Source organism: Stenotrophomonas sp. RIT-551, assembly GCF_026241915.1.
GTDB lineage: Bacteria > Pseudomonadota > Gammaproteobacteria > Xanthomonadales > Xanthomonadaceae > Stenotrophomonas > Stenotrophomonas bentonitica_A.
The window spans coordinates 91,876-113,586 of sequence record NZ_JAPJIU010000007.1 but is presented as its reverse complement, the minus strand read 5'-3'; the positions used below and the strand labels follow the sequence as shown (position 1 = coordinate 113,586).

24 protein-coding genes and 1 pseudogene are annotated in these 21,711 nt (G+C 51.1%); 19 read left to right on the top strand and 6 right to left on the bottom strand.

Annotated elements, in window-relative coordinates; genetic code table 11:
* Positions 1-71 precede the first annotated feature (71 nt).
* From ORK51_RS10620 to ORK51_RS10610, 3 genes are all read left to right on the top strand, one after another.
* The gene (locus tag ORK51_RS10620) at positions 72-1,802 is read left to right on the top strand and encodes a tyrosine-type recombinase/integrase (protein WP_266084882.1); all 1,731 of its coding nucleotides are present in this window, start codon (positions 72-74) and stop codon (positions 1,800-1,802) included.
* The gene (locus tag ORK51_RS10615) at positions 1,795-2,562 is read left to right on the top strand and encodes a helix-turn-helix transcriptional regulator (protein WP_180855491.1); all 768 of its coding nucleotides are present in this window, start codon (positions 1,795-1,797) and stop codon (positions 2,560-2,562) included. The genes ORK51_RS10620 and ORK51_RS10615 overlap by 8 nt, the downstream gene beginning before the upstream one ends.
* A 688-nt stretch (positions 2,563-3,250) precedes the next feature.
* Positions 3,251-5,134, top strand: a complete 1,884-nt coding sequence (locus ORK51_RS10610) for a DNA primase family protein (protein ID WP_180855490.1) — start codon at positions 3,251-3,253, stop codon at positions 5,132-5,134.
* Here the strand turns inward: ORK51_RS10610 and ORK51_RS10605 are convergent.
* On the bottom strand, positions 5,131-5,664 hold the full coding sequence (locus ORK51_RS10605; protein ID WP_180855489.1) for a type 4 pilus major pilin: 534 nt from the start codon (positions 5,662-5,664) through the stop codon (positions 5,131-5,133). The genes ORK51_RS10610 and ORK51_RS10605 overlap by 4 nt on opposite strands.
* A 476-nt stretch (positions 5,665-6,140) precedes the next feature.
* Between ORK51_RS10605 and ORK51_RS10600 the strand changes: the two genes are divergently transcribed.
* From ORK51_RS10600 to ORK51_RS10560, 10 genes and pseudogenes are all read left to right on the top strand, one after another.
* Positions 6,141-6,446: a hypothetical protein gene (locus tag ORK51_RS10600; protein WP_180855488.1), complete on the top strand. Its 306-nt coding sequence runs from the start codon at positions 6,141-6,143 to the stop codon at positions 6,444-6,446.
* A complete protein-coding gene (locus tag ORK51_RS10595) occupies positions 6,436-7,446 on the top strand; it encodes an ArdC family protein (RefSeq protein ID WP_180855487.1) in 1,011 nt (336 codons plus the stop codon). Before ORK51_RS10600 ends, ORK51_RS10595 begins: the two co-directional genes overlap by 11 nt.
* A gap of 72 nt (positions 7,447-7,518) precedes the next feature.
* The gene (locus tag ORK51_RS10590; RefSeq protein ID WP_180855486.1) at positions 7,519-7,875 is read left to right on the top strand and encodes a hypothetical protein; all 357 of its coding nucleotides are present in this window, start codon (positions 7,519-7,521) and stop codon (positions 7,873-7,875) included.
* Between the two features lie 116 nt (positions 7,876-7,991).
* Complete coding sequence (locus ORK51_RS10585) at positions 7,992-8,417, top strand: H-NS family nucleoid-associated regulatory protein (RefSeq protein ID WP_100468001.1); 426 nt, start codon at positions 7,992-7,994, stop codon at positions 8,415-8,417.
* 202 nt (positions 8,418-8,619) lie between these two features.
* Entirely contained in the window at positions 8,620-9,702 is a 1,083-nt protein-coding gene (locus tag ORK51_RS10580) for a tetratricopeptide repeat protein (RefSeq protein ID WP_180855485.1), read from the top strand.
* 22 nt (positions 9,703-9,724) lie between these two features.
* Positions 9,725-10,333 carry a hypothetical protein gene (locus ORK51_RS10575; RefSeq protein ID WP_180855484.1) on the top strand — a complete coding sequence of 203 codons (609 nt, stop codon included), beginning with the start codon at positions 9,725-9,727 and terminating at the stop codon, positions 10,331-10,333.
* Between the two features lie 137 nt (positions 10,334-10,470).
* Positions 10,471-10,746 (top strand): hypothetical protein, encoded by a 276-nt coding sequence (locus tag ORK51_RS10570; RefSeq protein WP_180855483.1) that lies wholly within the window; start codon positions 10,471-10,473, stop codon positions 10,744-10,746.
* 140 nt (positions 10,747-10,886) lie between these two features.
* Positions 10,887-10,994 (top strand): annotated as a pseudogene (locus tag ORK51_RS17930) (SOS response-associated peptidase family protein); the annotation flags it as partial.
* Between the two features lie 38 nt (positions 10,995-11,032).
* Positions 11,033-11,791, top strand: coding sequence for a hypothetical protein (locus ORK51_RS10565; protein ID WP_266084880.1), 759 nt, complete (start codon positions 11,033-11,035; stop codon positions 11,789-11,791).
* A 263-nt stretch (positions 11,792-12,054) separates the two neighbouring features.
* A complete protein-coding gene (locus ORK51_RS10560; protein ID WP_180855481.1) occupies positions 12,055-13,407 on the top strand; it encodes a hypothetical protein in 1,353 nt (450 codons plus the stop codon).
* A gap of 86 nt (positions 13,408-13,493) precedes the next feature.
* Here the strand turns inward: ORK51_RS10560 and ORK51_RS10555 are convergent, their stop codons facing one another.
* Both ORK51_RS10555 and ORK51_RS10550 read right to left on the bottom strand, forming a co-directional pair.
* Positions 13,494-13,952: a hypothetical protein gene (locus ORK51_RS10555; protein WP_180855480.1), complete on the bottom strand. Its 459-nt coding sequence runs from the start codon at positions 13,950-13,952 to the stop codon at positions 13,494-13,496.
* 82 nt (positions 13,953-14,034) lie between these two features.
* Positions 14,035-14,490 (bottom strand): hypothetical protein, encoded by a 456-nt coding sequence (locus ORK51_RS10550; protein WP_266084879.1) that lies wholly within the window; start codon positions 14,488-14,490, stop codon positions 14,035-14,037.
* 141 nt (positions 14,491-14,631) lie between these two features.
* Between ORK51_RS10550 and ORK51_RS10545 the strand changes: the two genes are divergently transcribed.
* From ORK51_RS10545 to ORK51_RS10525, 5 genes are all read left to right on the top strand, one after another.
* Positions 14,632-15,312 (top strand): SPOR domain-containing protein, encoded by a 681-nt coding sequence (locus ORK51_RS10545; RefSeq protein ID WP_266084878.1) that lies wholly within the window; start codon positions 14,632-14,634, stop codon positions 15,310-15,312.
* Positions 15,313-15,441: 129 nt separating this feature from the next.
* On the top strand, positions 15,442-15,738 hold the full coding sequence (locus tag ORK51_RS10540) for a hypothetical protein (RefSeq protein ID WP_266084877.1): 297 nt from the start codon (positions 15,442-15,444) through the stop codon (positions 15,736-15,738).
* 885 nt (positions 15,739-16,623) lie between these two features.
* Positions 16,624-17,262: a fimbrial biogenesis chaperone gene (locus ORK51_RS10535; RefSeq protein WP_266084876.1), complete on the top strand. Its 639-nt coding sequence runs from the start codon at positions 16,624-16,626 to the stop codon at positions 17,260-17,262.
* Positions 17,263-17,273: 11 nt separating this feature from the next.
* Positions 17,274-18,419 (top strand): fimbria/pilus outer membrane usher protein, encoded by a 1,146-nt coding sequence (locus ORK51_RS10530; RefSeq protein ID WP_266084875.1) that lies wholly within the window; start codon positions 17,274-17,276, stop codon positions 18,417-18,419.
* A gap of 8 nt (positions 18,420-18,427) precedes the next feature.
* Positions 18,428-18,754 (top strand): hypothetical protein, encoded by a 327-nt coding sequence (locus tag ORK51_RS10525; protein WP_266084874.1) that lies wholly within the window; start codon positions 18,428-18,430, stop codon positions 18,752-18,754.
* 56 nt (positions 18,755-18,810) lie between these two features.
* Here ORK51_RS10525 and ORK51_RS10520 read toward each other — a convergent pair whose 3' ends face one another.
* The 3 genes from ORK51_RS10520 to ORK51_RS10510 all read right to left on the bottom strand — a co-directional run bounded on the left by ORK51_RS10520 (position 18,811) and on the right by ORK51_RS10510 (position 20,768).
* Positions 18,811-19,203 (bottom strand): hypothetical protein, encoded by a 393-nt coding sequence (locus ORK51_RS10520; protein WP_266084872.1) that lies wholly within the window; start codon positions 19,201-19,203, stop codon positions 18,811-18,813.
* A gap of 109 nt (positions 19,204-19,312) precedes the next feature.
* The gene (locus tag ORK51_RS10515; protein ID WP_266084871.1) at positions 19,313-19,831 is read right to left on the bottom strand and encodes a hypothetical protein; all 519 of its coding nucleotides are present in this window, start codon (positions 19,829-19,831) and stop codon (positions 19,313-19,315) included.
* Positions 19,832-19,892: 61 nt separating this feature from the next.
* Complete coding sequence (locus tag ORK51_RS10510; RefSeq protein WP_266084870.1) at positions 19,893-20,768, bottom strand: lysozyme inhibitor LprI family protein; 876 nt, start codon at positions 20,766-20,768, stop codon at positions 19,893-19,895.
* A 296-nt stretch (positions 20,769-21,064) separates the two neighbouring features.
* Here ORK51_RS10510 and ORK51_RS10505 point away from each other — a divergent pair, with 296 nt between their 5' ends.
* Positions 21,065-21,583, top strand: coding sequence for a hypothetical protein (locus ORK51_RS10505; protein WP_266084868.1), 519 nt, complete (start codon positions 21,065-21,067; stop codon positions 21,581-21,583).
* Positions 21,584-21,711: the final 128 nt, after the last annotated feature.

Here is a 21,711-nt window from a genome sequence, read left to right as displayed (position 1 = left end):
AAAGGTGGCAGAATTTGGCTACCGGGGCCGTGCGGGGCTCCAGCGGTAGCCAGATCCAGGAGGAACACTAGATGGCGCTTCGCTTGAAGTTCAATGAAGAGCAACTGCGACAGCTTCGCAGCACTGTGCGCCCAGCGCTAGACAAGAGCGGTAGTCCCGTAGCCTCCACCAGAGGCGGCTACGCCGTTCTTGAACCCAATCCTGACGGGAAGGCCTGGAGGTTCCTCGACGCAACCAAGGAGGCTCCCACGGGCTTTGGTGTCTATGTGGGCAAGACAAAGGCCAGCTACGAGGTTCAGCGCAAAATTAACGGCAAGGTGATGCGCTTCACAGTGGGTGACACGCGGGATCTGTCACTTGAAGAAGCCCATAGGCTGGCCCGCCACAAGTTCCAGGAGTCAAAGGAAACGGGTGCTCACCCCAAGGTCAATGAGCGCGCAGAGACCTCAATTGAGGAAATGAGGCAGCTGACAGTCAATGGAGCAATTACGCTCTATCGCGACATGCTTATCAGGCGCACGCCGCCTGCGGCTGAGGGCACCATCAAGATGCTCAATAATACAATTGCGCGCCTAGATCGTGATGAGGTCAATTTTGGAACCAAGCAAATAAGGCACATCACAGAAGAGGATGTTTTAAAAGCTTTTAACGCCACCTGGCTCTCCGCTGCCTTGCACTCAAACCGGCTTACACCTGAAATCAAGGCCTTTATGGAGAGCGTGGGGCGGGTGAATTTGACAAAGGAAGAGCTAGATAAGCTGGGGGTCACTAGCGAAGCCATGAGGGTTCGAATTAAGGCGGCAGGCGTAAGCGCCGCAGAACAAACCTTTGCAGCAGCATCGCGCGCTGTTCGCTACGTGATCGACAAAGAAAAGCGGCAGGCTAAAAAGGCCGGGCGCAATCCGATCATTTTTGGAAATGATTTCCAGGTCCTGTGGGAAGAGGGGCGAATGCGGGATGCCAGGGCGCTTCACAGCTACTACGTTAAAGCTCGCGTTCGCAATCCGTTGGGCGAGGCGGATGGAACACTCGGCGCAGCTATTGACTACCTCTGGAGCAGGCGCTTGGCTCAGCGAGGCCAGAACGAGAGCGGAGTCTATTACCTGCTCTCAACGCTTTTCTTGGGCGCTCGCAGAAATGAAACAGCAGAATTGGCGTGGTTTGACCGCGTGCCAGAGAGCGAGCGTGAAACAACCTCTTGGGTATGGCTGGACGCCATGGATCCAAAGGCCAGGAAAGAGGGCCGCACGTCGATCAACCCGATGACAGGGAAGGAAGGCGCGCAAGTATTCTTCGCTCAGACCAAAAATAGGCGCGATCACAACATGCCACTTGGCCCGTTTTCCACCGCCCTCATGCGTCACCGCTTTGAGAGGCGCTTGGAGGCGGATGATCCCCGCGCCCGCTGGGTATACCCCGCCCGTAGCGCGCGGGCTGCCGAAGGGCATTACAAAGACAGCAAGGCCATTATGAAAGGCCTGGGCGAAAAGCTGTCTGTTGAATTTGGACCAACGCCTCATGATTTGCGCAGAACGCTGGGACGCTACGCAGGTAAGCTCCAAATCCCTGATCGCATCGTAAGCAGGCTCTTTAATCACCTTGCCCCTAAAGACCCAACGGACCCTGATGCAGGATCCGCCTCAACAATTCGATATCAGGAACCGGAGTGGTATGAGCTGCAGGAAGCGCTGTCTCGCGTTGAGCAGCTGATGGCCTCCAGCGCACCCACGTTCTACAATCAGCTGAAGCCAGTTGACTGGCCTTTGCTGCCTGAAAGGGAAAAGGGTGGAGTGGATGAATAATGTATTCCCACTGTCGCGTGATCCCTTATCCGTGTCGCCACCGCCTGACAAGGCGCAGTGGCAACAGGAAATAGAGGAGGCGAAAAGCGGCGTTAGAGCAAAGGTCAGCACGAAAGCTGCCGCTTTTTACTTGGGTGTTCATTACACGACCCTAAGGGCTTGGGTGAGGGCAGGGGAAGGGCCTGAGCCAGTTAAAAATCCCTCACGCCCTGGCACAACGGCTGTAAATCAGCACATGGGTTTTACCCTGCAGTCCCTTGATCGCTTCCTAAAATCTCGGGAGGGCTCAGTGGTCACAAGAGGGAAAAGGAGCGAGGTTGAATCCGTCTTGCGTGATGTTGATCGCATTCAAGCGACGATTGAATTAAAAATTGCTGAGGATGCTCTCGCCAAGGCCAGGGAAAAAGCAAGAAGGCTCGGTGTCCTCTCTTTCAATGGTCTTGAAGGAATTGCAGATATCCACCCTTGGCTGATTATCGAGGGGCGGATAGCAGGTCATCTTTGGGTTCTACCTGAAGAACAATTGGTGGAAATTGATCTTGATGACGTGATTGAAGTTTCATTAATTTCCGCCTTGGCTCTCCCCTGGAAGAGCGATGCACATAGACAACCATACGCTGAAGTTGCTCAATTTGAGTTGAACTCCCTCATCGCCTCGATTGAGAGGGGAGGGGCGGTTCAAAGAGCCGCTGATGAAGAGCGGTTTTTGGATGTTAATACGCCCAAATCCATTAGTATTAAAGGGCCCAGCAGGCTTTAACCATTTTCAAAGTAGGATTAAAAAGCCCCCTAAATGGGGGCTTTTTTGTTGTTTTTCTCTGCTGGTCTTCTAGCGGGCAAAACGAAGACCAGCAGGAAGACCAGCAGGAAGACCAGCAGCCCGAAAGCCTTGTCCCACAAAGGATTTCGGGGTTGCTGCTGGCTCTGCTGGCCTGCTGGCCTTTGATTCCACTTTTTCTATATGCATGCATGTAGAGCAAATATGCGCAGTGAGAAATATGCATTTCTAAGACCAGCAGGCCAGCAGAGGATGATATTTGGTTCAAAACCCTTATATACCAATGGTTTCAGCTGCTGGTCTTTGTTGCTGGTCTTCTGCTGGTCTTCTGTTTTTGGCCTTAGAAGGCCAGCAGGCATCTTTCAGAATAAAAGAGCCTATTGACGAAATTGGGATTTATGTTTTATTGAGTGTATTCCAACTGTAATACGGGAGATTTTGTGGAAAATAATAAAGAGAATTCCGCTGGCGGAGCGAAAGTTCCAGTTCGCAAGGATGTTCATATCAATCTACGGCTAGAACGTGCGTTGGCGCTGAGACTCCAGGCCGAGGCCCAGCGGTCAACTATATCTACAAGCGACAAAATCAGGCGCATTTTAGATGCTGCGCTGCCCAATTAATCAATAAAAAAATCCCCCGCCTGGCAGGGCGAGGGATTTAAGGAGAAAACATGCGTATAGATAATATTCCACCAGTTGGGAGTTCTGTCAACACCTCAGGACACTTTGAACCAACCAGGCGCTATTCACGTGTGCGCGGTGCGCCAGCGCGTGCGACCGTTGCCATGGAGAACGACGCAAACGACCCAAACGACGCAAATACGGTCTCCTTGGAAGAGGCGAGAATAAAGCAAAGGGAAAAGGTCGAAAAGGAGTGGGTTAGTGCTCACGAATTAGATTCGCGAGGAAAGGTCAAGCCTCCATCCCTTGAATATATTTTTGGATCCCAAATCTCATCTGGCAAAATTGGGAAATGGGCTTGCCAGTCCACTGAAGCGTCAGGAGCAATAATTCACAAATGGGACGGAACTTTTTGGAAGGCTGTCAGCACAGATGTGGGAGTCGGCGTAGCTTCTCAATGGCTGAAGACCAACGCAAAACACGCTGTGAGTCAGAAGAGGGCCGCCTCGTGCTGGGATCATGCAACTGTGGACCTGAGAAGCCTCAACCCCCTGCCTGCCCCGAGCGACAAGCGCGCTATTGTTCCTTGTGCTGACTACTACATAGAAGTTCTGCCTACAGGATTTCAGGCGTTGAAGCCAGATCCAGCGCTGGGGATGACACATGCAGTGCGCATCAATTGTGGTGCTTCAGGACACCGCCCTTACAACACCACTTCACTGCCTAAAACTTCACTGTTTGCGCAGTTCCTGGAGCGTGCGTTGCCTGATCCTGAAGTTCGCGCATTAGTCCAGGAACAATGCGGAATGACCCTGTTGCCAGGAAACTATTCGAAAGCAGCGTGGTGGTATGGCGCTGCCGGTTCAGGAAAATCCACATTAGCAGAGCTCGTTGAAGCGATGCACAGGCAGTCTGTTCGCTTGAGCCTAGAGGCCTTGGGTGATCGCTTCAGCCTTGAACCACTCGTGGGCGCAAGCCTGATCCTCGTTGATGAGGTTGAGTGCGAGCGCTGGGCAGAAGGGCGCTTCAAAACGCTTGTTTCAGGCAATGGAATAGGCATTGATCGTAAAAATGAAAAGGCCCTCGCTAGCTATCACTCTAAAGCGAAGTGGCTGATCACTAGCAACAGTGCGCCCTTTGTTCGCGATAAATCTGACGGTGTGTGGCGTCGTCTTACTGTCGTGCAGTGGAACGTTGTCATCCCTGAGAGCGAGCGCATCCCTGACTTCCAAAAAACCATTTTAGAGACTGAAGGAAAGCTGGTTTTGGACTGGATGCTTGAAGGTGCAAGGCGTGTTGTAGCTCGCGGCCGTCCACTGTCTGACCAGGAGCTTCCTGAAGCGGCCAGAGCCGCTAAAAAGCGAGCTCGCAACGGCTCTGACAGTGTCCGTGCCTGGGCAGATGAAATGCGTGTCGTGCCTGAGCCTGGGCATTGGGTGCAGCTAACAGAAATCTACGCAGGCTATGAAGCCTGGTGCGGTCTTCAGGGGTATCAAGCCGCTGAAATTCTCACACCAAGGCAATTCTGGCGCGGTATGTCAGAAGCTGGGCTGGTCAACCCGGCTCAAAAATCAAATCGCAGGGTAGGAGGTAAGCAAGCAGACTTCTATGAAGTGATGATCTGCGGGCGAGCCACTGAGCAGATCAGGGAGTGGGCAACAACAGAGCAAGTTTCTTCTAGTGACAAAGCAGAAGTTGAGCGCAGTGTTGTCTTCGCTTCATATCAGGCTTGGAGCCAGAAAAGGGTAGAACTATCGCTTATGAAGCCATCAGAAGTATTGAACAAAGCGGCGTTTTGGGAAGCGATGGTGCACTCTGGAATGATCTGCTATCAGCCTTCGGGTGCTGGCGATGAAGCAAAATGCGCGCTAGAAATCTTGGGCTCAAAGCAGTATGAAAAGCTCACAGATGCAGAGGCCGGGCAATGGACTTAAAGAGAGCGTTTGCCCGGCTCATTGAGATGATGTTCAAAAGTAATACTTACAGTTGCCTTTGAACAGGCCTGAGCCAGAGCCGATGCATTGATGTTTCCAAAGCTGCCTACTTCAACGCTATCAACTCTGATCGAACGTTTGTCCTTCGGGCCACCTTTGACAAGTAGCGGGCACGCAGGAGATGGAACGTTTGTATAAGTGATGCTGTAGCCCGCAAGGCGCTTCGCGCCTACATCGATAGGAACCAGGTTCACTGGCCCCCATCTGCTCTGTAAGTGGCCTGCTGAGTCCACCATTTTTGCTGGCACAAGCTTTTCGTCAATCAGCTTGCCAGGCAGCCCTTCATAGTGACCTTGTGGCATTCCCAAGGCTCGCTCTGCAGTGGCGGTCAGAGTCGCTAAGTCGCTTAGCTCCTCATTGACCCTCTTTTTGTCAGTTTGACCTGCTAGAGCCAGAATGCTTGCGGTTACCGCCAATATCACAACTGTTACGAGCAAAAACTCAATCAGTGAATTACCTGATTGTTTCATTGCATGCTCAGCTGTCTGTAGCGGCTAATGGTTGAAGCTACAACGCATATCGCCAGCACTGCGAACCACGTCACTATGTGAGCGTCCAACAGCGAATCGCTAAATGCCAGTGGTCTCAACATCCACGCTGTAATTCCCGCAATGGCACTAGCGACGGACGCGGCGGCCGCGAACACTAGCAAGTGCCTATCGTTGAGTGACTTTATGAAAAACCACACAAGAGAGAAGTGGAGTAGCCCGAAAGCTATTCCATAAACTAGTGCTTCATAAATATTTGATATGTCCATATATAAGGAGTAACCCCAAAATGGGGATTCGTCAAATATAGAGATGAGCCCCTCCTAAGAGGGGCTTTGCATTTTTATTTGGAAGTTTCGGGCACCACCGAAACGGCCTTCGAAGAAGTCTAAAAAAACGAAGTAATTACATAATACATTCAAGCTGAGGAGTTTTGAAAATATTACAGTATCAATATGATGGCTCTGATTAATTTGTCAACACCCTGTTGCCAACTTTCGAAAATATCGCATAGTTATTGCCAGGCATTAATCGATGAGGGTTCAATGGGCTTTATTAATGAGGCATATGATGAAGATGCAATAAGTGTCGCTGAGGCGCTTGCTGCTAGCGAATGCTATTTGCTGCGTCCCGCAGCATCGGGATACACGGCGTCCGTTTATGCGGGTAATGACAAGGGAATACGCCTTGCATCCCTCCATGACATTCAAGAGCTAATAAATAGCGGCATTTTAATCAAAGTGGAAGGTCAGTATGGCTGCTAAAAAGAAGCCTGCAGCGAGGGGCAGCACGGCCACGAAATATGATGACTATGCGCAGCTATACGCTGACCGCGTGATTACAGCTCTTCAAGAAGGAACAGCGCCTTGGATCAGGCCATGGAAGCCTGGCGTATCGCCACCGCATGGCGAGGGTATGCCTTACAACGCAATCACAGGAAGGGGATACTCAGGCGCAAATGCCATGATGTTGCTGATGATGCAGGGAGCTAACGGATACACAGACGACCGCTGGCTCACATTCAAGCAAGCTGCAGATCTGGGTTGCCATGTCCGCAAAGGCGAAAAATCCACGACGTGCGTCAAGTGGGTTGAGGCCGCAGAAAAAGAGGAGGAGGCCGATCCTGCTCAGAAAAAGCGAATGATCCCCATCCTTTTCTCTGTCTTCAATGGAAATCAAGTTGAGGGAATGCCCGCAGCGCCCATCCGGCAGCTCCCTAAAGAAGCCGAGCGCCATGCTCAGTGCGACGAGCTCCTAAGGGATTCCGGCGCAATAATTCGTCACGATGGTGGCAATAGAGCTTTCTATTCGCCGCATCGCGATAGCATTCATTTGCCACTGAGAGAGGCTTTCAAGTCAACTGACAACTTCTATGCCACCGCACTGCATGAGCTGGGCCACTGGACAGGGCATAAATCCCGACTTGACCGCGATTTAACAGGGGCGTTTGGAAGCGAAAGCTATGCAAAGGAAGAGCTACGAGCGGAGATGGCGTCAATGATGGTCGGCGAGCGTCTTGGTATAGGTCACGATCCAGGCCAGCATGTGGCTTACATAGCGTCCTGGATCAAGATCCTCAAAGAACACCCCCGCGAAATATTATTAGCAGCAAAAGACGCTGAGGCTATTGCTACCCACTTAGGTGTTGCAAAGTATGAGCACGAGCCTACAAAGCCGCTTGAAAAGTCCGCCGAAATTGACAATCCAGCAGCCTTGGTCGTCAAGCAAAGATCCAAGAGTAGAGGTATTGAACTGGTCATCTGACGGGTTGACAAGTTGCCAATCTAAATTAGCCTAAAGGTATACGTTTAAATACGGTTATCCAGGGAGGTAATTATGAGTCTTCAACTTTCATTTGATTTCGAGGGTGATGGTGTTACATGCCTTCCCGCGATCAGTCCAGGTGCGGTTTTGCGTGCTTGTCATAAGACAATCACAGAGTGGCGCAAGTTCGACTATTTGATGCGTCGTTCTACCGCTCCACGAACTCTGTTGGAATACCTCATGGAGGAGGCGGGGCAAGATGAAGAACATTGCGCCGCCGCCCTGGAAGCCGCTGACGAAGCTGGCCTTATCTTTTACATGCCCGGATCAACGATCATCAAAATTCAGCCAGCGGGCCTCTACCTTCTATCGCTTGAACTTGTAGGCGAGGAACAGAGGCGTTCTCTTGACGCCCTTCGCCTTAATTGATCGTTAAATTGCATATTTCTTTTAAAAAATAGCTCTTGGCCTATTGATTTCCCTGTTGCGACCTTTTACGATTCGGGTGTGGTTAAATCGTAATTAATTTCTCAAGGGGTAATTCAATGTCGGCACAGAAGACGGAAGCTCAGGGTAAGAAGCTGGATAACCTGGCTGCTCAGAAGAAGAAGTTGCTGGAAGAACTCCAGAAAATTGAAGCTCAGGAAAAGCAGGAGCTTCAGGCGGAAGCTGAAAGCGCACACGCAAACATCGTGAGCCTGCTGTCTGACTTCGCTGATTACTTCGATGCTCGCCAGAAGAACGAAATCGCCCGTTTTGTTGGCGGTGCCTCGCGTCCTGGCCGTAAGGCCGGTTCGTCCAATTCGAATGCAGGCACCCGTGGCCCGGTGGCTGCCAAGTTCAAGCTGCCGAACGGCGACACCTGGAGTGGCCGTGGCCGCACCCCCACGACCTTTGCGGAGTGGGAAAAGTCGGATGAGGCAAAGAAGTGGCGTGACGCCAACCCCGGCCAGAAGTGGCCTGCTGCCTAATCTAGCCAGTTTGTTTCACTTAGAGCCCGCCACTGGCGGGCTTTTTTTTGGATCAAAGCTGGGTGTAAGAATTTTCTGACACCATCTTCTTCACATTCCCACTACAATTGTCTCAATCGTAGGGTCGGGGGAATGTCATGGGATCTTCAAGTATTTTCGCACTGTGGTGCAATGCATCACCAACTGTTTGGGTGACAGAAAAATGATCGTCGTCATCCTAATACTATTAGTGCTTGGCTTTTTCTTTCCGCCGCTCTGGCTGGGTCTTGTAGGCTATCTCATATACTTGTATGCCTCTCGGCACACACGGAAGGAAGAAGCCGTGGAGGGACGCATTCGCGGAATGATAGTCACAAAGCGGGAGATGGTTACATTCCCTGAGCTCTACTACGAAGCTGCTCGGTCCTATGCGGTATCTAAGGGCTGCACGGTCTCAGATCATGAGTCGGCATCCGCTTCAATTATGCTCAACGGGAAGGCCTACTTTGCCGTTTTTCTGCGAGAGCGGGACGGGGGCACCACGATAACTCTTCAGGACCATGCAGAAGTATCGCGTGCGCTTCACGAGGACGTGGATGCCGTTATTGCTCGCGGCCGAGAACAGCCGGATCCTGACTTCGCGTCGATGAACACCAGCACCCTGGCTAGGCAGAAGAGTAATTCAGCATTCCAGGTGCTTTTGGAAAGGGCTGCTGATGGGGAGGCCGAAGCTCAGAACGAAGTCGGTTTCTGCTACGGCAAAGGAGTGCGTGTTGCCCTCGATTACAAGTCAGCCCACGAATGGTATGGGAAGTCTGCAGAGCAAGGCTTCGCCAACGCGCAGTTCAATCTCGGAGTTCTCCACTATCAAGGCCTGGGCTGTAAGCGAGATATTGGGCAGGCACAAAAATGGTTTGAACTAGCCGCTGCTCAAGGCCATTCTAACGCTAAGCAAAACTTGGCAAAGATCGAGCTTGAAATACCTCTCATTCTGGAGCTCTACGCTCTTAATCAGCAGCTTGGGAAGCAGAAAGCTCCCGGCTTGGTTGACTATTCGCTAGCTCACCTCTACCTCAAAGAACTAAAGAAAATCGCGGTGGATGAGGAGGTGCGAAAAGGTCTCGTGATCGCCGCCACCAGTGGTCAAATATCTCTTGGCAGGGCAGCTGAAATTCAAGAGGGATTGATATGGACTTGGAACTTGTCGTCGGCAACGCCGCTGACATACCAGCAGATTGTATCCGCGATCTCGGGTAATGACTGGTCCATCTTTGATGATATGCCGCAAAGCGGCTCGGGATCCTAAAAAGGGGGGTGTGGTGAAAGTAATGAAGATGGCTGCAATAATTTCTGCGCTGATATCACCAGTTGTTGTCCACGGTGCGGATTTTATGGGCATTGAAATTGGAGCTAAGTTTGATCTTCCAGAGTGTCAGGCGGATCGAGCCAGGTATTCATCGGGCTATGCTTTTGACATGGACCAGCCTGTAAGACCTTGTTGGCAACACAGCATCCTCAAGGGTAAGCCAGGTGATTACTTGGACACAGAAGGGAGTTTCAAGGTCGATTTCGTGGCAGATGGCAGCAAACGCCCTGCAGGGGTGAGGGCTAATTCAACATCTTTGGTCGTCGTCAATGGTGTGATTGAGGGTGTTGATGCGGGGACGGCTGGGTTGGAATACCAGGACGCATTGCTGCGTGCTCTGCAAGATAAATTTGGCAAGCCTAGTTCTCTAAAGGAAGATGTTATGGAGAATAGGATGGGGGCTTCCTTTAGCTCGCATGAGGCTGTATGGAAGCTGCCTGCCTTTGAGGTCAATTTTTCAGGAATGGTGAATAGGCTTGATTTTGGCTATATATCTGTATTTACGCCGCGAGCGTTGCAATTTACCAAGGACGAGCTTGAGCGCAAGAAGAAGGCCGCTCCGTCCTTCTGATTGTAAATTTTAATTGTGTTGTGCTTTTATATTGGGGGATATGAACTGTCGTGAAAAGGGCTATTATCGTTTCAGTCGTTTTCTTGTTGATCACTGCGTGCGGCTCCTCAAAAAAATGGGGAGGAGACGAGCATGGGATGACTCCTGAAGAAGTCTTGGATACACCCTTTGTCAAATCTTGCCTTCATTATGAAGAAAGCGCACGGAAGCAGGGTTATTCAAACATCAGTGATCAAGATGCGGCTGATCAGTGTAGTTGTCGATTCCTGTGGGCTGTGGTTAATAAAAAGCCAACAAGGACGGAGGATGACTATGGGAAGGCCTATCTGCACGATGAGAAGGCACTGTGCTGGGATGGGCAAGTTCCAGCAGATGAGGCTCCCGGTCTTGTTGAAGGCATGAAGCGGAGGTAAGCCTTTTCTCGCCAGTTAGTAGGGGCTATTAAAAAGGGGCCTAAGGCCCCTTTTTTCTATCTGTGTATCAGGCTAAAGAATTCGCTCGCCAGTGGCGCTACATTGATAGATCCAAACGCCCTAAGTTGGAACTGTGATCGGAATTCGCGGATGCTTGGCTAACGCCCGACCCTGACAACCTGGAAGCGATGTTCGCTATCTTCGATGACCGCCGTCATCCTTACTATGAGCATCGGCTTGCGGCATGAAGTAAGATCACTGCGCTAGTCATCTCACAGGGGGACACATGGACGATACCGCAGTAAAGAAACGGCGCATGCCGGTTCGCACGCTGAACTATCTTGCGCTTCTTATATTAGGCCCATTCGTTGCCTATGTAGCTGCTGGAATTGCGCATGGGTTTGCTCCGCTCGGATCCGGGTTTTACATGCTCACGCTCAGCTACGCGCACTGGCTGGGATACAGTTTGATCCCCTTGATTTTTGCCGCTTTGGTCATGATCAAGAGTCGGGTCATTGCATGGGTTGTCATGATCTTGGGAGGAGCCTACCTGGGCTATGTAGTCCAGCCACAGCATGAAGGAGCCAGAGCGGCGGCTCCTATCAGCTCGCCGCAGAATGTAGCGGAAGAGCGCTTGCCTATCGTCAACTCCACAGTAGAGCTACTTCCGCCTGACAAGCTCGATGCTACCGTGACGCCCGAGACAATACGGCTGATTGAAGGGCACTACATCCAGCAAATCAAGGACAACGTATCTACGCGATCCGGGGGAGATCAGGCTGCTGTCAGCGCGGTGAAGGTTACCGCGAGCACGATGCGAGTCGAAGAATCTGGACACATTGTCTACATTACAGAGCTTGACACGTCTATTGATGCGTCAGCTGATAAAATCCTATATAGCCTTCGCGTCATCTGGAACATCGATGATGGAGCGCTTAAGAGGGTGCAGTGCGTAACGAAAAATCCCAACGATCCTTGGCGCAATGGAGCGTGTGGATCGAAGATCGCTGAAACGTTCCGCTGGTCCGGGTGGCACAAAGATTGAAGAAAAGGGGCCTTGGTCCCTTTTTTCTATATGGGTATCACACTACACAATTCGTTCTCCAGCGGCGCTACATTGATAGATCCAAACGCCGTAAGTTGGAACTGTGATCGGAATTCGATGATGCTTGGCTAACACCCGATCCCAACAACCTGGAAGCGATGTTCGCTATCTTTGATGACCGCCGTCATCCCTACTAGCAGCATCGGCTCGCGGCTTGACGTAAGATCACTGCGCTAGTCACTAAAGAACCTTCAGGGGGCTATGTGTTCGAACAGGTTAGAGACAATTTGCAGTCGGGCGAATTTCGTTTGGAGCTCGTTGACTGCCAAGTAACCCAATGCGTTGACAACGATCCGATCATCTTCAAAGGTGTCGGGGTCGTCTCTCAAAACAAGAACGGAGAGCTTGAATTTGTTCTTGTGTGTCAAGGCACAGAAGGTCCTTACGACCCTTACGCTATTCTTGACAATTATGTCTCTGGAAAGCTGATAGGGGATGCAGGTCTGTTTTCAATCAAAGGCCACGACCATAATGGGCAAGAGTGGATTTCTGAGCGTCAACTGATCAACCAGAGCCACAGCCATAGCTTAAAAATAACTGCCTCACTAAGCGAATTGAAGACAGAGCGCTCCGTCCATGAGAACAAGAACGGAAAGGAATACTGTGGCTGGTATTTCACTGGTGAATTAAAGCTCCCATTTCGTCCGCACGAGGATAAATTCAAGTGTGAGCTCGAAGATTGGACGTGGGAAGCGATCAAAGACCATCATGGCAATGTCGAGCTTCGGTTCAACTCGCTCGCGCATGAATTTGAAAAAAATAGCCGCTCATTTTTGACGGGTATCAGTTTGCTCGCTGGTCAATCACCCGTGCCTTCCTGCAGTTGGCACATCAAGGGGGATAGGGAGCAAATAAGCATTCTGCCTCAAGGGTTGCGGCCTCAGGGTGGCCGACTGCTTGAGTTCATTCCGAGGGAATGGGTGTATCGCGGATACTGGAACGCGTTTCTGAATCTGTGGATCAGGGCTACGCACGAGTCCACAACTAGAGATGTTCAAGAGGTTCTATATCACTATTTTCATCGCATTTTGAAGACATATCAAAATGACATGGAGAACAGCGTTCAGGTCATCGCATCCTCTATCGAAGGCCTTATCAACACCCTCTATCATGTTGACACCGACATTGATCAGGGCTTTGTAACCATTCTTGAAGATGCTATCGAAAAGATTTCCACGAGCGATCTTGCAGTAGACGATAGGGCGCTTGGCGTGCTGAAAAGCTCTCTGAAGAACAGCAAATTGCCCAAATTGAAGGTCGCATTTCGTCGTCTAATCGCTAACGGAGTCCTGACTAAAGAGATGTTGGATTCCTGGGACGAAGTGCGGAACAAAGCGGCGCACGGCGGACTTCTAGAGCCGACCAGTGATGCAACGCAGACCCACCTTGATGGGTTCTTCCAGTGCTACGAGGCATTCAAGCGGATCATTTTTGACGTAATCAAATATGATGGAACCCATAGGGATTACTCTTTGAAGAATTGGCCGGTTATCGAGCGTCCCGTTCAAGCTGTGAGTGAAAGCGAGGCTGAGCAAGCTGTGGTGACGCCGTTGTAAAGGAAACGCTTATTGCGCAGGTGGCGCAAACACCAAGCAAAAGAAAAGGGGCCTTGGGCCCCTTTTCTTTTGATCTGGATATGGCGCTATACAACTCTTTCGTCAGTGGCGCTACATTGATACACCCAAACGCCGTAGGTGGGCACCGTGATGCCTTCCAGGACAAAATTTTCTGTTCCAGAGTATTTGATATAGGACAGTTGGCCCGTCACGCGGCTAAGCAGGAAATCGCTTCCGAACTCTGTTTTCCCTTCAATGAATCCCTCTGTCACCTTGAGGTTCTTTACAGTCCAGCGCGGGCCATTTTCAAGATCTTCAACCTGACCACCATCAATATCAACCTTCCACGTGGCAGAAGGCGGAACCACGAAACCCATCATTCCTTTGTCGAGGATGCCAGCTAGGAACGCGTCTTTCTGGCGCTGTGAAGTAAATTGCTGATACTTAGGTGCGCTCACAAGCTCGCACTTCAAGTAGCTCGCCTTTGCGATTGCAAAGCCGGGAGCTAGCGCGGCAGAAATAATTAACAATTTCGCAATCTTCAAGAGACTTCCTTTTCTTCTATGAACACACGGGCCCGCTGGCCCCTACGCAATTATAGGTGCGACCAGCAGCCTTGCGCGGATCTTAGCCGTCAGCTCGCGAGCAGAAATCCTTGCTGTGAGCCGTCCCAGAGTGAACTGCGCTGTCCAGCACGCTCCCATCGCCTGACAACAGCAACTGCACTTCGCTCGGAACCGCACCGCTATCCTCAGGACGCTCAACGAACGCTGCCACCAGGATCTGCTTGCCCAGGTCATAGACCTGCCCGTAGGCCAACGTTCCAGCGGCGCTGGAAGGAACCTGGACAGGCTTGCCATTGAGTGACAGGGCAGTGAACCCATCCTCTCCCGCTGCCAGCATCAATCGGCCAGCAGTCGTGTCCACATGCTTCGTCGCCGGTAGATCCGGCGACGCTGAGTTCCAGACGATCTGACTATGTTTTGCCTGTTTGATTGCGTCCTGGCAACCAAGGCCCGGCTTGGCATGGGCCGTGAACGACAGGAATGCTGTTGCAATGCAAAAGGAAATGACGGTTCGCATAACACTCTCCCTGGCTGGTTGTTTGCGAGTCGTAACCTACACTGATTCAACGCAGATGAGTCGATAAATTGGAAATAATTGTGCTGGCTTGGGTTCGCCCTGTAGCGCTATCATCTTGAATTCAATGGATCGGGAGTGAAGATGAAACATATTTTTAAGGGAGTTCTGCTTGCTGCCTGCCTGACAGCTTTGCCCCTGGCTAGCGCAGGTCAGGGCCTGAGCAATTCCAGAATTGCGGATGGGTCATCTAATGACTTTGCGGTCACGTATGGAGCCTATGCCAATCAAGCAGATGCTGACGCCGTAATGGCGTATGTGAAAAGATCAAAAATCCCGAGTTTTAGCGAGCCAGCGGTAATTAATGGTCGGCCAGCTTGGCGTGTGCGTTTAGGGCCTTTTTCAACGTGGCAGCAAGCAGAGGATGCGAAAGCAAAGGGGTTAACGCTGCGTAGTGATGTTAAAGCCCAGATCATCAGATTGGATTCCGAAGTTGCTCCAGTGGCTCAATCTGTGGCGATAAGGACCACGCCCGTCGAGCTCTTCCAGGCATATTCTGATAATGAAGTGAGGGCTGACAAGCAATACAAGCATAAAAGAATGCTTGTGACGGGTCAGATACGTTCAATTCGTTCAGGTGTGGGGGATCAACCTCTTATCATCCTTGTTGGCGGTGGCCGTTTCGAAGACGTTTACGCGCGCGATATTCCTGCTGCGCAAGCGGTTCGATTGAATAAAGATCAGGAGGTTACACTGCAGTGCGAAGGTTTTGGCACGATAGCGTCAACGCCTCAATTAAAAAAATGTATTGTCTTTAGTCTCTAGTAATATGAATTTACACCTAAAAGGGCCCTTTCGGCCCTTTTTTTGTTAATGTGATAACAGATTGCTTGCGCAATCAAAATTCTCTGTTTGTATGAAAGGTATACCTTTAAATACAAATGGAGGATAACAATGGGCGAGTCCAATCAAGAGGAAAAGAGTAAGCATAAAGCTGAGGATCTTAAATTTGAGGCATTAATGGAGGCGGTAAGGGCCGAAGGAGTCCGCAGGAGAAAGCTCCGCAGGAGAAAGCATCAGCTTTTGTTTATTCATCTCTCAGTAGCACTGGTGACGGTGGTGTTCGGATATGGTCTGTTGCAAAGATCAATAGAAAGATCAATAGAAAAAGCCTTTGAAAAAGCCTTTGCTCCTGTCACCCTGGTCGAAAAAATAGGAGAAAAGAAGGTGCCTAAAGGGGGGGCGAAATGAGGGGAGTCAAAGTCAATTGGCCGAGGTGCCAGCTTTTTTTAGTTGGCGCAGCCATTCTGATTGGAGGGTCGATCATTGGCGTCACCTCATTTATGAACAATAGTTTAAATAAAATGGCTATCAGAATAGATGTGCTGGACACAAAAATTGAAGAGCGTCTGCCAGCTAAAAATGCTGAGGTCTCTATTTCAACGGGGGGGCGCAATGAGGGAAGTCAATCGGTCGAAGCTCCAGCTTTTTGTAATCTACCTGACCCTGGCGGCCACTGCGGCACTAATGTATTTCGTTGGATCAATTAAAGTGGATCGGATGCTTGAAAGGCAAGACGAGAGATATGACTCGATGGAGCGTCGTCTTGACAAAATCGCTGATCATCTAGACAAAATCGCTGATCAGCTTGCTGATACAAGCGAAAGCGAATGAGCCCAAAGTCAGGCCATGGGATGGCAGTATAGCTCGCGGGAGGCTTGCGTAATTCTAATTCTCTGTTTGTATGAAAGGTATACCTTTAAATACAAATGGAGAATAACAATGAGTGATTCCAGTCAAGAGGAAAAGAAAGCACTAACAGCTGAGGATCTTGAATTTCTAAGGGGCGCCGTAAGGGACGCTGTAAGGGATGCAATGGAGAGGGCGGGAATGGAGAGAGCAGGAGCGGACGCTGCCCGTCGTAGAAAACATCAGTTCTTTTGTATTTACCTGTCGATTGTCGCCGCGTGCCTGATCATCTGCGTTCCATGGTGGATAACATGCTGATATCGATGAGCGCGAATAATCCTAAAGTCAGGCCATGGGGTGGCAAAATAGATCACGTGAGACTTGCGTAATTCTAATTCTCTGTTTGTATGAAAGGTATACCTTTAAATACAAACGGAGATTTGATAAATGCGTAAAATTGTATTGGCCGCCGCACTTGCTACGTCCTTCGCTGCTGGCGCTATAGAAGTATCGCCTGTAGTTGCCGTTTTTAGCCCCAGTCAAAAGACGGGTGTTTTAGCGCTCACAAATACAGACTCAACGCCGAAGACCTATCAAGTCTCTGCAGAAGCCTGGGCCGTGGAAAACGGCGAACAGACAAGAGTTGCGACCAACGATCTGATCTTCAGACCCAGCCTTGTGACAATCCAGCCGGGCAAGCGCCAGGTCATCCGCTATCTGAAAACGAACAGCACTGGCGACGAGCAGGCGTATCGCGTTCGTGTGCAAGAAATTATAGATCCAGAGGTGGCGAAGCTTCCGGGCCTGCACCAGACCGTAAAGATTGATTCGCCTTGGTTCTGGCGGGCCAAGGACGCGCAACCGAAGCTAGCGGCAAGCTGGCAAGGCGGCCGCCTGGGGGTTGTAAACACAGGCACGGCCACAGCCCAACTGACAAACCTGACAGCGGGTGGAGAAAACAAGAATGGACTTGTTGGCTATGTGTTGCCATCACAGACGTTCAGGATGACATTGAAGGCGAATACAGCGCCTGCATCAGTCAATGTGGTTGTAAATGGCGTAGCCCAAGAACTGGCGGTTAGATGAAGTATCGAGCCATGGCCCTCGCCCTGGCTCTTGCTTGCTTTCCCATCTGCGCAAATGCAAACGAGCCTCAAGACACGGCGGAAATCCTCGCATCAGTGGTCCTCTCAGGGAGAGAGGTTCTACCTGCGCGACTGATCAAAGCAAAGAACTCATCCATCTACTTGTCCGTTGAAGAATGGCAATCGCTGCCGAATCTGACGCTTCCCTTGGAGGGGAAAACAGGCCTCATTTCTTCAGATGATCTTGGTCTCTCAGTGGCCTTCGATGATGCAGAGCAGGCATTCAAGATCACTGCTCCAGCATCCTTGATGACGCGTCAGAACCTCTCCGGAGTTCGCGCAGCGAGGGTGACAGAAGTAGATCCACAACCAAAGGGTGTGCTACTCAACTACGACATTGCTACACGCACGAATGACTCTGGATCCTACGCTGTGAGCGGTGCTCATGACGCTCGCATTGGCGTGGGGCCCGGCACGTTGATCACGACGGGGCAGTTGAACACAACGAAAAATCTGACTGACTACAGACGCGGCATCAGCACCTGGAACGTTGATAATTTGAAGCGAGGTGTTGCCATCCAGGCAGGCGATGTGTTCACTCCTCGCTCTGCAATGACAGGCACTGTCAATCTTGCAGGTGTCCGCGTCGCTTCAGATCGTATGCTTCGCCGCGATCAGGAATTTACGCCAGTTCCGCTGATAGGCGGTGTGGCGGACACACGCAGTGCTGCAGAAATATTCGTCAACAACGACAAGATGGGATCCCGCAATGTTGCCGCAGGCCCGTGGGATCTTGGGCGTGTGCCAGTGTCGCCAGGATCGAATGATGTTCGTGTTGTCATCCGTGATGAGTTCGGAAGAGAAGAGGTTGTTAGCCAGCGCTTCTACATGACAAACGCAAACCTGCCCAAGGGCCAGAGAGAATGGGACGTTGCTGCCGCAGCCGATGGTTTGATGGCGAGAAATACCACGATATCGCCAAGGTCTACGGGGGTGAAAGAAACGTTCGCAGAAGCGTCTACGACGCAAGCAACGCCTATGGGGTGTCGGTGTCTGTCACAAAGAAGAAGCGGGACGCCTATTACGTGGCCTTTGACAAGCAATCAGTGGTGGAGGCCGGAGAGCTTCCAGGGCTTTCGTACAAGGAGCTTTCACTGAGAGCTGACGTGGAAATGAGTGGTGCTGATGCACGCGCTCAAAAGGATGATATTGATGTAGTGTATTTGTACGGTGTTGTTCGCCCGTATGTGGGTAGCCACTCTGAGTATGAGTTCCCGAAAATTGATTGGCCCTTTGAGTCGGAAGAAAAACAGACGCTGGTAACCGCATCCCTTAAGAAGTTTGCTGTCATCAACGTTCGCGCTGGTCTAATTTTGAAAGTGTTCGATCTGGCCGGGCAGCAACCTTCGGCATCCACCAGTTCTAACACCAATAATGGTGATCTCAGGAGCCTGGGGCCGTCTTCAATCAAGAAGCCCTTTGTGGTCAAGTGAAGGATCGAGGGGCGACAGTGTTTTCGTAAGCCAGCTTCGTTCCTCGATCACAATGCTCAGACTGTGACAGTGGCTGAAATTTTCTCGATGTCGGTGTGCAGCAACTTGTAGACCAAGTGGATGTACTCACGTCCATAGCACGATCCCATGAAGCCTGTATATCGAGCGTCTGTGGGGATGTCTTCAAAATTTGCAACATCCTCGCAGAGTTCAATGCCTGTTTCAAAACTATTATGAACGGATCTGACCATTGTTGCAGGACGATATGTTGTGTCTTGAAACATAGCATCGAACACGGGCGTTAGAACTTGCAGTACGGTCAAGTTTCGCTCGACTGCTTCGGCAGCGGCGTCGATCATCGTGTCGGCGTTCAAGAAGCACGCCAGTACGAAATACTTTGGGCTTGGTGTGTTCGCATCTTTGTACGTGATAACGATGGTGTTGGTCATCCGGTAATTCTGCAATTCGGACTGCTTTGTGCGCGCCTTGTTTTCAATGATCTTTGTGAAATGATGTCTCATGATTTCTACGCCAATATTTACAATCGTGACAGATCGATCAAATTGATATTGATTGTGGTTTGTGCGTGATTGTTGTGGCTGCAATGATCAAGTCCGTAACGTTGGTCACGCCTGGCTCTTCGAAAAGTGAGCGCCGAAAATACAACGTGTGGCTGTTGGTATGCGCGCGATATCGCCCTAACTTCTGAACCACATCCAATGGAATGAGTGCGGCGTACTCAACGTGCAGGTTGCTGTTGAACACCACTGCGGCGAGTTGATCAAATGGCCCTGATGCAAGGTTCCGCAACGCGCTCAATTGCGTGCTTTTGTTGGCGGCGGTCAGTCTTCTGCCTTTGATCTGATACCGCGTTCCATCTTGGCCGACTGCATCAAATCCTGCCTGAGATCCCACCGCCAAGGTGGCATTGAGTGCACGCGCCACCAATGTCTCCGTGTAGTCGGCCACGGGGTTGTTCGATGAGCGTATGACACCCCGCTTCCGCAATGCATCCATGACGGTGCAATGGAGTTCTAGAAGCTGCCTGTCGGTGAGTTCGTCGGTGTTGATACGCACGCACGTTTTCCTCAACGGACCTTCGTAGGCGGTGATCTGGCGGGCTTACCGAGCTTCCATGCTAGTTATTTCGGTGCGTCTGTGTGTACGCGTACTCAAAGCTGTGGGCACATGCTTGGCACTTGTACTTCGCACGCCAATATTCAGTTGTTCGCGTTATGCGGTGCCCTGTTGAGCTTGGTTGCCCCGTCCGACGCCTTCTGTTCACAATACGCTCTCCGAGCTTTTCGAGCGCACCCGCTTCCTTGCACTTTGGGCACTGCTTTTTGATGTCTCGGCGGTAGAAGGCCAACGCGCGAAGACCCACGCCCAAGACAAGGATCGCGCCGATTGCGTAGGTGCTCCAATGTGTGCTTTTTTTTGGGGCTTGCCTGTTCTGTTCCATCTGCGCTGACGGGCTTTCACTCGTAGCTACCGGATCAGATATCAGGCCATTCTCACTGGCACTTTCGACTGACGTGGCCAGATCATCTGAGGCCTCTGCAACATACGAAGCTTCCGGCTCTCGTTCGTCGTTTGGTTCCACCGGCTCAGCGGCAATCTTGATTGCGCCTGGAAGCGAAGCGACGATCTGCGCTTCGTCCTCGTAGCCGCCCACAAGGCGCAGCTCGATGACCCGATCCCGATACACAGCCTCAAGACAAGCCTCAGTGTCACAACTGTTCCGACGGCTGGCGATCCATTGACGTTGCTCTGCTCTGAGCAAAGCCCCGTCGTCCATGACGCGTACGCGTGCCACTGCGTACGCATCTGCCAACGCTGAATCGAGTTCCGATAGGACCTCATTGCCGCACACCATTTCTTCTACTGGGGTAGAGGCTTTTGCGCAGTCAAAACTTGCCGCATGGGCAGTTGTGCTCACGGCTACCATTGCAAGGCCTGCAATGATGTATGGGGTTATTTTGCGCCCGAAGCACAACACTGGGGTCGATTCCATCCTGGATCACCGTTTTGGGCCAGTCTAGCTGGCAATGAGATTTGGTCAGCGCGATGCTTCCCTTTAGCGGAAGCACTATCGGCCGCATGGTCTAGAACTTTAGGATCCTCGCGTTCTCTTTCGGCACCCATCCCACCTTAAATCAGCGTGGCTTCGGCATTCTAGGGATGACACGCAAGCTTGGCCTTTGATCATGCATTTGCCGACGTCTTGCGTGCTGAGGCTTCGTGTCTTCTCACTGCTGGGAAGTTGCACCTCGCCTGCGCTAGACTCACCAAAACGGAGGGGGCGGCGCAATGGTTGAGTTTGTCGGCGCAATTATTTTGGTGCTGGTTGTACTTGTGCTGTTCCATGTGGTTGCAGCTCGTGACCGCATTGTTTTGGAATTTCGGGAGCAAGCTAGTCAGCAGGGTAGGGAGATCGCAGCTTTGCGTCAGCTCACGGATTCAATTGCAGACCGTGTTCTTCTAAACCGTGTCCAACGACGGGTCAAGTGGTTTGACGAACTGCCGCCGTTCGCCCTGGATGACTTCAAGTCTTTCAGCGCGGGTTCCGAGCGCGAGTTGATCATGGCCTGTGGGGGCAGCGATGAGGCCGAGGTCTTGGGGTTGCACTACCGACACGACCGTCTTGAGTTCCGTACGGATGGTGAGAAGGATGCGGTTGCCTACGGGGTTGCTCGCCCATGGGCAACTGTTGAGGATCGTCCAGTTAAGATCTATCTCAATCAGTACGCGCTCGTATCAAAAATTGTTGGGCTGGATCAAGACGGTTTCGTAAAGCTTGCCCCATGCAGGGCTCGATTACCCGATTGAAATATCGAAATAATGTAACTGAATTGAATTTGGTGGTGGACTCACTTTAATTGGTTCCAGGTCGTTGAGGCTGCTTTCAGTGAGTTTTCGCGCTTTTATTTTCGTATCATGTCGAATTTTAGAGGGCT